Origin of the sequence: Micromonospora sp. DT53 (genome assembly GCF_049841535.1) — a bacterium.
Lineage (GTDB): Bacteria > Actinomycetota > Actinomycetes > Mycobacteriales > Micromonosporaceae > Micromonospora.
The window spans coordinates 387,413-400,632 of record NZ_JBNCKM010000005.1; the positions used below are offsets into that span (position 1 = coordinate 387,413).

General features: G+C 70.4%; 13 protein-coding genes. 4 read left to right on the forward strand and 9 right to left on the reverse strand.

All coding sequences use genetic code 11. From position 1 onward, the window contains the following. Positions 1-26 precede the first annotated feature (26 nt). Entirely contained in the window at positions 27-569 is a 543-nt protein-coding gene (locus ACLQ3B_RS18755) for a macro domain-containing protein (RefSeq protein WP_425782017.1), read from the forward strand. Next, positions 556-3,639 (forward strand): DUF3427 domain-containing protein, encoded by a 3,084-nt coding sequence (locus tag ACLQ3B_RS18760; protein WP_425782018.1) that lies wholly within the window; start codon positions 556-558, stop codon positions 3,637-3,639. Before ACLQ3B_RS18755 ends, ACLQ3B_RS18760 begins: the two co-directional genes overlap by 14 nt. Positions 3,640-3,698: 59 nt before the next feature. Here the strand turns inward: ACLQ3B_RS18760 and ACLQ3B_RS18765 are convergent, their stop codons facing one another. After that, positions 3,699-4,463, reverse strand: coding sequence for an alpha/beta fold hydrolase (locus tag ACLQ3B_RS18765; RefSeq protein ID WP_425782019.1), 765 nt, complete (start codon positions 4,461-4,463; stop codon positions 3,699-3,701). A gap of 82 nt (positions 4,464-4,545) precedes the next feature. Continuing rightward, entirely contained in the window at positions 4,546-4,845 is a 300-nt protein-coding gene (locus ACLQ3B_RS18770; RefSeq protein ID WP_425782020.1) for a helix-turn-helix domain-containing protein, read from the reverse strand. Positions 4,846-5,015: 170 nt separating this feature from the next. Here ACLQ3B_RS18770 and ACLQ3B_RS18775 point away from each other — a divergent pair, with 170 nt between their 5' ends. Continuing rightward, positions 5,016-5,444 (forward strand): VOC family protein, encoded by a 429-nt coding sequence (locus ACLQ3B_RS18775; protein WP_210820854.1) that lies wholly within the window; start codon positions 5,016-5,018, stop codon positions 5,442-5,444. Between the two features lie 22 nt (positions 5,445-5,466). Here the strand turns inward: ACLQ3B_RS18775 and ACLQ3B_RS18780 are convergent, their stop codons facing one another. Beyond that, the gene (locus ACLQ3B_RS18780; RefSeq protein ID WP_425782021.1) at positions 5,467-6,708 is read right to left on the reverse strand and encodes a hypothetical protein; all 1,242 of its coding nucleotides are present in this window, start codon (positions 6,706-6,708) and stop codon (positions 5,467-5,469) included. Positions 6,709-6,861: 153 nt separating this feature from the next. Between ACLQ3B_RS18780 and ACLQ3B_RS18785 the strand changes: the two genes are divergently transcribed. Continuing rightward, on the forward strand, positions 6,862-7,560 hold the full coding sequence (locus ACLQ3B_RS18785; RefSeq protein ID WP_425782022.1) for a hypothetical protein: 699 nt from the start codon (positions 6,862-6,864) through the stop codon (positions 7,558-7,560). Between the two features lie 71 nt (positions 7,561-7,631). On the opposite strand, the gene ACLQ3B_RS18790 is transcribed toward ACLQ3B_RS18785, so the two are convergent. The 6 genes from ACLQ3B_RS18790 to ACLQ3B_RS18815 form a co-directional block, all read right to left on the reverse strand. Further along, complete coding sequence (locus ACLQ3B_RS18790) at positions 7,632-8,768, reverse strand: epoxide hydrolase family protein (protein ID WP_425782023.1); 1,137 nt, start codon at positions 8,766-8,768, stop codon at positions 7,632-7,634. Between the two features lie 185 nt (positions 8,769-8,953). Beyond that, on the reverse strand, positions 8,954-9,334 hold the full coding sequence (locus ACLQ3B_RS18795) for a YciI family protein (protein WP_124820037.1): 381 nt from the start codon (positions 9,332-9,334) through the stop codon (positions 8,954-8,956). A 33-nt stretch (positions 9,335-9,367) separates the two neighbouring features. After that, a complete protein-coding gene (locus ACLQ3B_RS18800) occupies positions 9,368-10,042 on the reverse strand; it encodes a DUF998 domain-containing protein (protein ID WP_425782024.1) in 675 nt (224 codons plus the stop codon). 116 nt (positions 10,043-10,158) lie between these two features. Further along, positions 10,159-11,433, reverse strand: coding sequence for an RNA polymerase sigma factor (locus ACLQ3B_RS18805; RefSeq protein ID WP_425782025.1), 1,275 nt, complete (start codon positions 11,431-11,433; stop codon positions 10,159-10,161). A 48-nt stretch (positions 11,434-11,481) separates the two neighbouring features. Next, positions 11,482-12,015, reverse strand: a complete 534-nt coding sequence (locus ACLQ3B_RS18810) for a WapI family immunity protein (RefSeq protein ID WP_425782026.1) — start codon at positions 12,013-12,015, stop codon at positions 11,482-11,484. Positions 12,016-12,060: 45 nt separating this feature from the next. Beyond that, entirely contained in the window at positions 12,061-13,203 is a 1,143-nt protein-coding gene (locus ACLQ3B_RS18815; protein WP_425782027.1) for a hypothetical protein, read from the reverse strand. Positions 13,204-13,220 lie beyond the last annotated feature (17 nt).

The window sequence follows — 13,220 nt, forward strand, 5'->3', positions numbered from 1 at the left end:
AGGATCACCATGGGGAGGACACGGACTTGATCACTATCGCGCAAGGCAACCTACTGGCCGCTGACGCCGAGGCTTTGGTCAACGCGGTCAACACCGTGGGTGTGATGGGCAAGGGGATCGCCCTTCAGTTCAAGCGCGCCTACCCGGCCAACTACGCCGCCTACCGGGCAGCATGCGCCGCCACAGAGATAAGACTTGGTCAAGTGTTTCTCTATGACTCGGCGCGTCCAGGACCAGGCCGCTACGTGATCAACTTCCCGACGAAGGGCCACTGGCGTACCAGCTCGAAGGTGGCAGATGTCCAGGCCGGGCTCAGCGACCTCGTCCGCGTCGTTCGGGCGCATGGAATCTCCTCGGTGGCGGTGCCGGCGCTGGGCTGCGGTAACGGCGGTCTGGACTGGGGCGAAGTCCGACCGTTGCTGGAACGGGCCTTCGCTGACCTCGCAGATGTACGGGTGCTGTTGTTCCCGCCGGATGGTGCTAGCGACAGCCCGACGTCCTCATCCACAGCGCGGCGGAGGGCACTGCCGCCACAGAAAGAGTTACCGTGCGGTGATGACGGATCTTGAGCGGGGCGTCTATGAGCATCTGATCACCCGTGAGCTGGCCGACCGCCTTCAGCATGTCGACCCCGCCCTGGTCCACCAGCACAAGCTCGACCCCGCCGACGCCCACCAAACCCTCGCCCGCCACATCGCCACCCTGGCCGCCCGTGCCCTGCAAGCCGTCCCGAGCGGCGACGACAAGCTCCACCACCAGGTCGCAATGGCGAACCAGATCGCCGAAGCCATCGCCACCCTCAGCCCAAAGGCGGCCACAGAGCAGGACCAGGTAACCGACGCCAAACACCTGCTCCACGCCATCGCCGCCCCACCAACCCCACCAGCGCTGCCAGCCTTCCCGCAGCGCCCCACCACTCCCCTCTCCACCGGCGCACTCCTGGTCAACGGCCGCCACCAGCCCCGCATCGGCCACGAGGTCAACCACGAGATGGCGTCGGCCGAGAGCGTTGATCTGCTCTGCGCGTTCATCAAGTGGTACGGCCTACGCATCGTCGAGCCGGCCATCCGCGAGCTGATTGCCCGAGGTGGCAAGGTCCGCGTCATCACCACCACCTACCTCGGCGCGACCGATCAAAGAGCGCTAGACCGGCTCGCCGAGTTGGGCGCCGAGATCAAGGTGTCGTACGAGACGAGGACCACCCGCCTGCACGCCAAGGCGTGGCTGTTCCGCCGCAACAACGGCACCACCACCGCGTACGTCGGCTCGTCGAACCTGTCGAAGACCGCGCTGGTGGATGGCGTGGAGTGGAACGTGCGCATCTCGAACATGGAGCAGCCGCACGTCATCGACACGTTCACCGCGACGTTCGAGGACTACTGGAACGATCCCGCGTTCGAGACGTACGACGCGATCCGGGATGCCGAGCGGTTACGGCACGCGTTGAGCGGGGAGCGTCGCGACGATGCGCCGACCGCAATCTCGAACCTGGACGTGCGCCCGTACCCGTATCAGGCGGAGATCCTGGCCGACCTGGACGCCGAGCGACTGGTGCACGGGCGGTGGCGCAACCTGGTGGTGATGGCGACCGGTACCGGCAAGACCGTGGTCGCCGCTCTCGACTACCGCCGGCTGCACCGCAGCAAGAAGGCGGACTCGCTGCTCTTCGTGGCTCATCAGGAGCAGATCCTGCGGCAGAGCTTGTCGACGTTCCGGCAGGTCATGGGGGACGGCAGCTTCGGCGAGACGCTTGTCGCGGGCGAGAAGCCGAACGGTTGGAGGCACGTCTTCGCCTCCATCCAGTCGCTGCACCGCCGGGAGGTCGACCCCGAGGCGTACGACATGGTGATCGTGGACGAGTTCCACCATGCGGAAGCCCCGACGTACACGCGGCTGTTGGAGCGGCTGCGTCCCCGCCTACTCCTGGGCCTGACCGCGACCCCCGACCGGTCCGACGGCGGCGACGTGCGCCGGTGGTTCGACGGGCGCGCGGCCGTTGAGCTGCATCTGTGGGACGCGTTGGAGCGGCAGTTGTTGGCGCCGTTCCAGTATTTCGGGCTACACGACAACGAGGACCTCTCGCACCTCACCTGGAAGCGCGGCCAGGGCTACGACCCGACGCAGTTGAGCACCATCTACACCGGCAACGATGCTCGGGCGAAGACAGTGCTGCGCGCGGTCCGCGAGAAGGTGGACGTCGGGCGGATGCGGGCGCTCGGGTTCTGCGTGAGCATCGGGCACGCGGAGTTCATGGCCAACTCGTTCAGGAAACACGGTGTCGAGGCGGCGGCGGTGACCTCGCGGGCCGGCACCGATCGGGCCGCGCTCCTGCGGGACTTCAAGGCCGGCAAGCTGCGGGTGCTCTTCACTGTGGACCTGTTCAACGAGGGCGTCGACCTGCCGATGGTCGACACGATCCTGATGCTGCGGCCCACCGAAAGCGCCACGATCTTCCTGCAACAACTCGGCCGTGGCCTGCGCCTCGACGACGACAAGCCCTGCCTCACGGTGCTCGACTTCATCGGCGGGCAGCACGCCAACTTCCGCTTCGACCTGCGCTGGCGCGCCCTGACCGGGGTCAGCCGGCGGGGGATCACCGAGGCGGTCCGGGACGACTTCCCGAGCCTGCCCAGCGGCTGCCACATCGAACTGGACCGGGTGGCGAAGGAGATCGTGCTCGCCAACCTGCGATCAGCACTGCCCACCTCGAAGACCGGCCTCGTGTCTGAGCTTCGGCAGCTCGGCGACGTCACCCTGGCGACGTTCCTGCGGGAGACCGGCCTGGAGATCGAGGACGTGTACCGATCGGCCAGCATCGGCGGCTGGACCGGGCTGCGGCGGCTCGCCGGCATCGAAACGTCCGCGCCAGGGCCGGATGACCGGGAGTTGGGCCGGGCCATCGGTCGCATGCTGCACACCGACGACCTCGACCGGCTAGACCTGCTGACCCAGGTCACGGCCGGACCGCCCGCGCCAGGTCAGCAGGTGTACGCGGGCAGCAGCCGACTGCTGGACATGCTGCACTTCAGCCTCTGGGGGCCGAACGCCCCGCTCGCGACGCGGGACGAACGGCTGGCGCGGCTGTGGAAGGAACCGGCCCGCTGCACCGAGCTGCGGCAGGTCGCCGAGGTGCTGCGGGACCGCATCCACCGGGTCACGCCAACCGCCGCTCCGGGTGCGGTGCCGCTGCGGGTGCACGCCCGCTACAGCCGCAACGAGGCATGCGCCGCCTTCGGAATGACCAACCCGGGCTCACTGCGGGAGGGCGTGAAGTGGCTGCCCGACGCCCAGGCCGACCTGTTCTTCGTCACCCTGGTCAAGTCCGAGGCGCACTACTCCCCCACCACCATGTACGCCGACCGGGCCATCACCGACACGCTGTTCCAGTGGGAGTCGCAGAGCACCACGTCTGCGACGTCGACGACCGGGCAGCGCTACACGTCGGGCGGCTCGACCGTGCACCTCTTCGTTCGGGAAACCCGCATCGCCGACCGCGACCTGGGCGCACCGCCCTACCTCTACGCCGGCACCATGACGTACGACTCGCACACCGGCGACCGACCCATGCGCGTCCTGTGGCAGCTCCGCCACGCCCTACCAGCCGACGTGTACGCCACCGCCCGAACGATCGCCGCTTGATGCTCCTCGCGAGCCCGACCCGTCTCGCTGCTCACGGGCAGGGCTGAAACTCCCCTGGCTCAGTCGAGCTCAGACAGGAAGGCACCGACCGCAGCGGCGAACTGCGCTTGAGCATCGTGATGCACGACGTGACCTGCTGGCAGCTCGACGAGCCGGGCCTGGCCGGGGCGACGGGCGATCATCTCGCGAGCGTGATCGGCCGTCAGCTCGTCACTCCGTGTCCCGCGGATCAGAAGGGTGGGGCAGGTCACCGCTACCCAGTCCGTCCAGTGGTCACCGTTGAGCGCTTTCTGGGACGCCACCGTGTCATCGATGTCGAACGAGAAGCCCCAGCCGTCCTTCGACTGGCGGAAGGAGCACTCCAGATAGGGAGCCGCCCCGCCCAGGGCCGAGGCCAGTGCATCGCGGGATGGCGCGCGGCGAGGAAGGCTGGTGGTGAACGACCAGTCGCAGTCCACGACTGCGCCGATGTCCTCGACGATCAGCGCGGTGACCCGATCGGCGTGCCGGCTGGCGTACTGGTAGGCGTTCACGCCGCCGAGTGAGTGACCCAGCACCACGGCGGGGCCGACCTTCAGATGCTGGTGGAGCGCGGCGACGTCGGCGACGTAGTCGTCCCGCTCATAGCTCTCGGCACGGTCGGACTCTCCGTGCCCACGCTGGTCGAGCGCGATCACCCGCCATTGCGGTGCCAACGCCTCAGCCAGCGGCGCGAATGCCGACGCCTCGTTGTAGTGCCCGTGCAGAGCCATGAGTGGGTTACCCGGACCGCCAAAATCGAGATACGAGAGGCTCCGACCACCAACCGTGAAGAACTTCCGCATGACCTGGAATCCTAGATCAACGGCCCTCGGCTGCCGCTACGCGAACACGTCTGCCGTTGATCGCGATGAACGTCGGAGGCAGTCAGGCTGCCTCCGCGTTCGGTGTGAACCTGACGTCCAGCCGCCGGTCCAGGGCCCGGGCTAGCCGCTCCAGGACCGGCAAGGTCGGCACGATCCCGCCTGCCTCGAAGCGAGCCACCGCGGACTGAGTCATGCCGGCGGCGCGGGCCAGCTGGCTCTGACTCCAGCCATGCCCTTCGCGCAGGTGGCGCACCTCCTGACCAAGCTCGAAGGCGATCCGAGTGGCCTCGTAGGTCTCGGCCGCCCCTGGCTCCGCCATCCGACGCTCACGCAGGTCGTTCCAGTCCAGGCGATCACTCATCGCTTCACCTCCGCCATAGCATCGATGCTATGGGTTGGATCGTTCCCACCGGACTTCATCCGAATGCGTGTAGGCGATGACTTCGGCGGTGCTCTTGCCGCGCCTAGAGCGGCAACAACGTCGAGGCCGCCTGCAACGCCCCTGAGTGATCGCGCGTTAGGTTGAAGACCATGGAACAGCGCATAAGCCTGATCACTCTGGGAGTCGCGGACGTAGCCCGCGCGAAGGCGTTCTACGAGCAGCTCGGCTGGCAGGGCCAGGAGGTCGAGGAGACTGTCTTCTTCCAGGCCGGCGGCCTGGCGGTCGTCCTGTGGGGCCGCGACAAGCTCGCCGCCGACGCGGGCATCGAGGAGCTGGGCACCTGTGCGATGACCCTCGCCCAGAACGTCCGCTCGCGGGCCGAGGTCGACGAGGTGATCGCCGCCGCAACGGCCGCCGGTGCCACGGTGACCAAGCCGGCCAGGGAGACGTTCTACGGTGGCTACGCCGGTTACTTCGCCGACCCGGACGGTCACCTGTGGGAGATCGCCTGGAACCCGGGTTTCACCCTCGCTGAGGACGGCTCCCTCACCGTCCCCGACTTCAGCGCCATGAGCTGAGCCACGCAGGCAAAGACGCTGATCAGGGCGCCGGAGACGGGCAGAGCAGCGGGTCCAGCAACGGCAGTTGAAGAGGATCCAGGCAGATCGCCAGCAGCCCCGGATCCGGCGAAGGCGAAGGCGTACCCGTCGCCGAAACAGTCGGGCTCGGGGTCGGCGAGGCCGACGTGACGGGCGGCGTCGGCAGGGCTGACGCGGGCGGGTCCGTGGTGGGGACCGGCCCAGGCGTCGGCACCGAACTCGCCGACGGGGCCGGGGCGACAGACGGCGCCGGAGCCGGCGGCAGGGCCACCACGACAGCAGGTACCACCACTGTGGAGACAGCCGCCGGCGAGGCAGCCGGGACGTTCGGCGGGCTCCATACGGCACCGTCGGCCGAGCCCACCCGCGACCTGGGTGCCGCCGGCCCGACGGGACCGATCGGAACAAGGACCGCCCCAACCCTCGGCACGTCCATGGCCACGGTCTTCGCCGACGACACCGGCTCGCGAGGGCCCCACTCGCCAGGCCCCAAAGCGCCGGGCCCCAAAGCGCCCGGGCCGAGCGTCACGAGCACCACGGCCGCGACGGCGGCAGCGCCGAGCGCCCGCCGGTCGGGGCGTACCGCCGTCAGCGGCGCGTCGTCGGGTTCCACCAACAGGAAAGGCGCAGGCCGGGCTGCCTGATGCGCGGCCAGCAGCGCGTCGACCTGCCCGATGACGTCGGCGCGGTCGTCGGCGGCCGCGACTGTGAGATAGAAGCGGAAGTTGACCGCGGCGCTGGCCGGGACCAGCAGCCCTTGCAGTCGACAGCGGTCGGGCAGCAGGGTGACCGGCACGTCGGGGTGGTGGGCGGGGCCGACGAGGTCCGCGTACCGCCACTCGCGCCGGTGCTCGCGGCCACCGAAGGCGACCCGGTGGCTGGTCACCACGGCCATGCCGGTGTCGACGACCCGCAGGCCCGCCGGCAGCGCCATGGAAGAAGCCTCAGCGAAGGAACAGCAGCCGTCGGGGGTGGGCAGGCCGGGGACGTGCCGCGCCTCGGCTTCGACGAGCGTGGCGACGGGGAGGACGCGGAAGACGAGTTCGTCGTCGTCGAGGTCCACGGGTAGGCCGGTGCGCGGCTGCGTACACCCGAGGAAGCTGGCGGCTTCGATGCGGAGCCGGCCCAGATGGTCGTCGCGGCGTCGCCAGGCGTCGGTGGCGTCGCGGTACGCGCGCTGCCGGCGCTCGTTCTCGCGCTCGGCCCAGGCGATCCGCCAGGGGGCGCAGGCCACAGAGGTCACGGTCACACGCGGTACAACCGCTCACGTATGTGACAGGGAACGCAGTCGGGATCGATGCATCCCGTTGCGTCCGAAAGGAGAGTATTGACGGACACCAGAGTCGGTGCGGCGAAGCTAGCCTGCCCAGGACCCCGGCGGCCGAGGAGCTTCCCGATGCTTGATGACCTGTGCGTGCTGCGGAACGCGGTACGCGACTATCGCCTCGCGGCGACGGCCGTCGGCCTCGACTGGCCTGACCAGGGCGAGTCGCCGACCGGGCAACCGCCGGACGTGGTTCACCGGATCTTCGGCGTGGATCGCATCGCGGAGCAGCTGACCTGGTTGCAGTCGCAGCGCTGGCCCGAGCGGCGGTTGCTGCCCAACGGCGGATGGCTGATCTCCTGGCCGGAAGGCCCGGACGCGCTGGACGATCTGGGGCTGTCGATTGGCACGCCGTTCCCCTGGCGGCACCAACTGCCGCTCTTCCATTTCGAATACGCCATCTTCACGTTCGTCCTGGCGGGCGAGCACGAGGGTGAGATCTGGCGCTACGAGATCTCGCCCGACGCGTGGGATTCGGTGCGCGCCGCCACCAGCCTGGCCACGCTCTTCGACCAGTGGACCAGGGGCATCGCCGCCGGTGTGATCGTCTACGAGGGCGAGTACAACAAGTGGCTCCAGATCGAGGACCTGGGCTCCGCGCAAGGTCTCGACCCGCTCGCCTTCCCGGTAGCCCCGGTGGAGGAGACCCTGCTGCGGGCGCGGCAGCGCGAATGCGGGGTGGACATGGCCATCGTCGAGGAGGGCTTCGAGCACAACGAGGAGTTGCTCGATGCCATCGACGCAGTCAAGGCGTCGCTCGGCGGCGCGTAGCCCGGTGCCGGCGGCCGCTCCGGCGAGACCAGAGCAGCCGCCAGGCAAAACAGGAAGGCGAACTACAGCAACTACGCGCGCAGCGAGGTGTAGAACTCCCTCAGCTCAGCGGCGAGCAGATCCGGCTCCTCCAGCGGCATGAAGTGCCCGCCCCGGCCCGGTTCGCTCCAGTGCCGGATGTCGGTGCAGGCCCGCTCGGCGATCGAGCGGGGGAAGTTGGTCTGCGAGGGTTCGGTGCTCACCGTGAACGCGGCGGGCACGGTGATCATTGGTCGTGGGGTGTTGTGGTCGAAGTCGGCGTACTGCCGGAACGACGAGCCGATAGTGCCCGTCACCCAGTACAGCGTGATGATGGTGAGCAGGGCGTCTCGGTCGATGCTGTTCTGCAGGTCACCGTGGTTGTCGCTCCAGTCCCGGTACTTGTCGACGAGCCACGCGGCCAGCCCGGCGGGTGAGTCGGCGAGCGCCGCCGCCAGGGTGTCCGGGCGGGTGCCCATGATGGCGCTGTAGCCGCCGTCGGTCTCGTCGTACGCGGCCTCGGCGTCCAGGTACGCCTGCTCTGCCGGCGACAGCGGACGGGCATCGAAGCTGGCCGGAAACGGCGGATGGATCATGTGGATGCCGGCCACCTGCTCCGGGTACAGGGCACCGAGCCAGCCGGTGACCACTCCCCCGACGTCACCGCCGAAGGCGCCGTAGCGCTCGTAGCCGAGCACGTCGGTCATCAACTCGTGCAGCGTCCGAGCCAGCAGCGCCCGGGTCACCGGCTCGTTCGGCGCCTCCGAGAAGCCGAAGCCGGGCAGTGAGGGCACCACCACGTCGAACGCGCCGCCGGGCCGGTCGGGGTCGGTCAGCCGGTCGACCAACGGCAGCATCTCGACGAAGCTGCTGGGCCAGCCGTGGCTGAGCAACAACGGCAACGGCGCGGGCGCTCCGGCCGGGCGCGCGGCCCGGACGTGCAGGAAGTGCAGCTTCCGGCCGCCGACGAGGGCCAGGTGCTGGGGGTACGCGTTGAGCCCGGCTTCACGAGCCCGCCAGTCGAACCCGCCCTGCCAGTAGGACACCAGGTCCCGCAGGTAGTCAGGATCGACACCGCCCTGCCACGACTGGGTGCCGCTGCGGTCGGTGAAGCGGGTACGGGCCAGTCGAGCCCGCAGGTCGTCGAGAACCGCATCGGAGACGTCGATGCGGAACGAAGAGACAGACATTGGTCCTCCGATAAGGAGGGCGCTCCCCGACGCGAAAGGTCAGCTGAGGGGGACGGCCGGGAGGAGCGCCCAGGAATGACGATGGGTGGTCACCGGGCTCACCTCCTCTCGTGGCTGACGAAGATCACCCTACACAGGCCCGCGCCGCCACCCCAACGCTGAGGTGGCGGCGCGGCGTGGTCAGATCAAGCTGGCGGCGTGCCTTCCGGCATTTCGAAGACCTTGCGGACGTCCACCTCGACATCGCCGACCGTGTCGGCGAAGACCTCGGTGAACCGCCGCCCCCACTCGACCGCCTCCTCCTGGGAGCGCACGTCCAGCAGGGCGAACCCGGCAATCAGCTCCTTGGTCTCGGTGAACGGCCCGTCGGTGACGGTGGTCTTCCCGCCGGTCACGGTGATCCGGGTCGCGCCCTTGGAGGTCTCACACAGCCCCTCCGCGGCGAGCAGCACCCCGGCCTGCGCCACCTCCTTCATGAAGCCCTCCATCCGGGCCATGAACTCGGGGCTCGGGTTGAACGCCTCCGGCCGGGTCTCGTCGAGCTTGTGCATCAGCATGTACCGCATCGGTGTGGTCCTCTCGTGATCGATGAATGACGGTCAGCGGGTCAGCGGTCGAGTGCAGAGCGTCGTGAGCCAGCCGAACGTGACGACGCAGGCAAGTGCCATCCGGACGCTGAGGGTGTCCTGGTCGGGCCAGGCCAGGATCGCGACGACGGCCAGCGCGCTACCGACGGAGAATGCCGCCCAGCCGCGCTGCCCGGCCCGCCACCACGCGCGGGCGAAGACCAGGCAGGCGATGGGCAGCGAGCCGAACGCCAGCCCCGCGCCGACGCCGTGCCCGACGGCGTGCCAGCTCAACGTCGCGGGCGCCCCCTCCGGCGCACCCGCCGGCCAGCCCATGCTGGGGTCGGAGACCAGCACCCCACCGATGATCAGGCCGACGCCGTGCACGGCGATCAACGCCGGCCCCCACGTCCCGCCCAGCTCGCCGCGCAGTGCCCGGCGCAGCCCGACCGCGCCGGCCAGGGCGAGCAGCCCGGTCAGCACGAAGTTGGTGATCTGGATCCAGCCGAGATCACCCAGAGCCAGCAGGCTGAGTGGCTGCCGGCTCAGGTCGAACCCGTCGCGGGTGAGCACCTGAGCGGCGGCCACCACAATGAACAGCGGGCCGGCGACGACTCCGCCGGCCAGCAGCGCCCTGGTCGTCGTACGCCGGGAGTCGACGCCCGCCACCGCGGACCCTGCGCTCGTCTCGTTCGCGGTCGTCGTCATGTCGCTCTCCTCGTCTGTGCCGGCCGGTCGCCGGTCCCGCGCGCCGGCGCGAGCCGGCTTGTCACTGACGCGTCGAGCGGCCGGCGCGGGATACGACATGACGGCCGGAGATTTTTTCAGCGGGTCGGCCCGACGCCTCGGGCGCAGTCGGCGGCGCGGGCGAGCAACAGCGCGCGCTCGCGCTCGTTGCCGGTGAGCTGGGCTGCCCGGTCGAACTCGGCGCGCGCCTCGTCGTAGCGACCCAGCTTGGCCAACAGGTCGCCGAGCACGCTGGGCAGCAGGTGGTAGCCGGCCAGCGCCGGCTCGTCGGCCAGCGCCCGGGCCAGATCCAGGCCGGCGGCCGGGCCGTCGGCGAAGGAGACCGCGACGGCCCGGTTCAGCTCCACGACCGGCGACGGTACGACCCGGGCCAGCTCCGCGTAGCCGGCGGCGATCCGCGCCCAGTCCGTCTCCTGCGGGTCGGCCGCGCGGGCGTGGCAGGCCGCGATCTCCGCCTGGAGGGTGTACGGGCCCGGTGGGCCGTCCGCCGCTTGGGCCCGGTCCAGGGCGGCGAGGCCGCGCCGGATCAGCAGCCGGTCCCAACGGCCCCGGTCCTGCTCCAGCAGCAGGATTGGCTCGCCGTTGGCATCGACGCGGGCGGCGGTCCGCGACGCCTGGATCTCCAGCAGCGCCGCCAGCCCGTGCACCTCAGGTTCCTCGGGCATCAACTCCTGCAGGAGGCGGGCCAGCCGCAGCGCGTCCGCGCAGAGCGCCGGGCGCATCCAGTCGTCTCCGGCGGTCGCCGAGTAGCCCTCGTTGAAGATCAGGTAGATGACCTCCAACACGGAGGCGAGCCGTTCGCCGCGCTCGGCCGCGCTGGGCACCTCAAACGGCACCTTCGCCTCGGCGAGGGTCTTCTTGGCCCTGGTGATCCGCTGCGCGACTGTCGTCTCGGGCACCAGGAAGGCTCGGGCAATCTCCTCGGTCTTCAGACCGCCGAGCATGCGCAGGGCCAGTGCTGCCCGTGCTTGCGGCGACAACACCGGGTGGCAGGCGGTGAAGACCAGCCGTAGCAGGTCGTCGTCGATCCTCTCCTCGAAGGCGGCGTCGAAGTCGGGGGTGAACTGCTCGTCGCCGAGGTCGCGCCCGAGGTCGACGACCCGGCGTTCCAGCAGGTGTCGGCGGCGCAACGCGTCGATTGCCCGCCGCTTGCCGACGGTGGTCAGCCAGGCGCCCGGGTTGGCCGGCACGCCGTCGCGCGGCCACTGTTCCAGGGCAGCCACCACAGCGTCCTGGGCCAACTCCTCGGCCCAGCCGACGTCACGAACCAGGCCGGCCAGCGCGGCGATCACCCGCCCGGCCTCGATCCGCCAGACCGCCTCGACCGTGCGACGCACCCGCTCGTCCCCCATGACCGCCCATCACAGCAGGCCGGTCCCGTTGGGACAAGGAAGGCCGCGTCAGCCGGCCTGCCGCCGGTACGGCTGCGGGCCGTGGGTCGGGAACCGCGACTGGGTACGCGGCGGGTACGCCTCGCAGTGCTCGGCCCAGTGCTCGGCGGCGGTGGCCAGGGCGTCCGCGGAGACGGTGAGGATCAGCGGGTAGATCGCCGTGGACGGGCGGCGCATCCACGGTGGCAGCGACTCGGCGGAGAACTCCACGATCAGCTCCAGCCGGCGGCGGCGCAGCACCCGGCTGCGCAGGGCCAGGTTGGGTTCGGTGAAGCGGACCATCGCCGGCGGCGCGCTGAGCCCGAGGGCGGCGGTGGCCTGCCCGTGCAGCCAGCCGCCGAGGGCGCGGGCCTCCTCGACCATGAGGCTCGGGTAGTGGTGTGACCAGGTCTGACCGTCGGCGGTGCGGGCGTCCACCTCGATGAGCAGCCAGTCGTGCCAGCCGGTCGTGGCCCCGTCGGGGTCGTCGAACGGGTCGATGCCGGGCTGGTAGCCGACGGGGCGTACCCGCACCCGAGCGCCATCGTCAGACCGGATCTCCACTCGATCATTCTGGCCGAGCAAAGCGGACTTTTAACCCCGAATCGGTCACTTGGTGATGGTCCGCCGCACACCCTTGTGGTTGGCGCAGGCCTTGGACCCGCCGCCGGCCAGGCTGACCGAGCCGTCGCGGCACTGCACGAGGTAGCCGCGTCCGGCCCAGAACTGCGGTACGCAGTCGAACCAGTCGCACACCTCGGCGGCCGGCTTGCGGATCCGCGTGCCGCCGCAGAAGTCGTACCCCAGGGGGTTCTCCGGTGCCCCGCAGCGCGGGCCCTGGGTCGCGCTGGGCGAGGGGCGTGGTGACTTCGTCGGCTTCGGCGGCGGGGGTTTCAGGGCAAGCGCCGGGCCGATCCGCGGCGGCGCCACGCTGGCGGTGGGCGCCGGGGTGGCTGCGGCGGCGACCTCCGCGCCACCGGTCGGGTCGGACGGGTCCGACTCGATAAGCGCCGCCGGCACCAGCAGCGCGAGGGCCGCCGCCACCGCGATGGTCCGCCGACCACCCGGCACCCGCGCGGAGAACCGGGCCTGCGCCGGGGTGTTCACGGCCGGCCGGAACGGCTTGAGCTGGGCGTGCTCGGCGATCAGCTCGTCGAGTTGGGCGAGCACCGCGGGGCGCTGTTCGATCGCGTCGGCGAAGGCCAGCGTGAGCTTGAACCGGAAGTCCGGCGCCGCGTCGGTGGGCAGCAGCAACCCGGAGGTCCGCCGCCGGTCCAGCACCTGGATCAGGGTGACCGGCGCCGCCGGGTCGTGGGCCAGGCCGGTCATTCGGCCGTACGCCCAGTCGCGTCGGCCCCGCCCGCCGAGCAGCACGAGTCGACGGCTGGTGATCACGGCCATGCCGGCGTCGGTGACGCGTACGCCGTCCGGGCGGCGCGGGCGCAGCGGCCCGGTTCGCGGGGCGACCGTGAGGTCCGGCGCGGGCAGCACCGTGGTGTGCCGCACCTCGACCAGTTGTGCCGCGGGCAGTGCCCAGAGCACCACCTCGTCGGCGGCCAACTCCAGCGCCAGACCGCTGCCGGCGGCCGCCGAGCCCTGGAAGTCGGCGGCCAGGGCGCGCAGCCGCCGTAACTCGTCGTCGCGTCGCCGCCACGCCGCCTCCGCGCCGCGGTACGTGCTGACCCGCCGCACGTTCTGCCGGTGCGCCCACCGGTACCGCCAAGTGGAACCCGTCGATTCAGTCTTTGCCACGCCGACTCCTTCGCCGC